This is a genomic window from Rhizobium sp. BR 315 (genome assembly GCF_050577975.1).
Lineage (GTDB): Bacteria > Pseudomonadota > Alphaproteobacteria > Rhizobiales > Rhizobiaceae > Rhizobium > Rhizobium miluonense.
In genome coordinates, this window is sequence record NZ_JARWKZ010000165.1 from 1 (window position 1) to 604 (window position 604).

Below are 604 nucleotides of genomic sequence, written 5' to 3' on the forward strand. Positions count from 1 at the left end.
GTGATTTAAAGAACTTCCGCCAAAACGACATTGAGTTTTCTCTCGAAGATATGTTGAAGTTTGAAGGAGAAACTGGGCCGTACGTACAATACAGCCATGCCCGGGCTGCTTCGTTGCTGAAAAAGGGTAATTTTAAAGCAGAGGCAGCAGCTTTAGGGACTCAAGAGGAAGAAGCATGGTCCATTATTATGACGTTAAATGCTTTTCCGGAAACAGTCAAAAAATCACTGGAAGATTATGATCCGTCTCAAATTGCTAAATATGTTGTGGAACTAGCGAGAGCTTTTAATAAGTATTACGGAACTGTACGCATTTTAGATGATGAAAACCTTAAGCAACAAAGATTAACACTTGTATATGCAGTGAGAATGGTTTTGAAAGAAGGGCTCCGGCTGTTAGGGTTAAAAGCACCAGAGGAAATGTAAGTGTATATTGGAGTACTTAAGGCAGGAGGCAGTGCAGCTTTCCTGCCTTTTATTTCGTTTTTCCTAATTTAAGGACCATACTAATTATCATTAAGGAGGTAAAAAACATGATATTATCCTATATCATTGATCTAATAATTGCGATGATGGGTTCTATGTCTAATCAGAGAACTCTCGAT

1 protein-coding gene is annotated in these 604 nt (G+C 38.4%); it reads left to right on the top strand.

What is annotated here, in order from left to right; translation table 11 throughout:
• Positions 1-425 (top strand): DALR anticodon-binding domain-containing protein (locus QD409_RS35550; RefSeq protein ID WP_430765054.1); only part of this gene is annotated, 425 nt, incomplete at its 5' end.
• Positions 426-604: the final 179 nt, after the last annotated feature.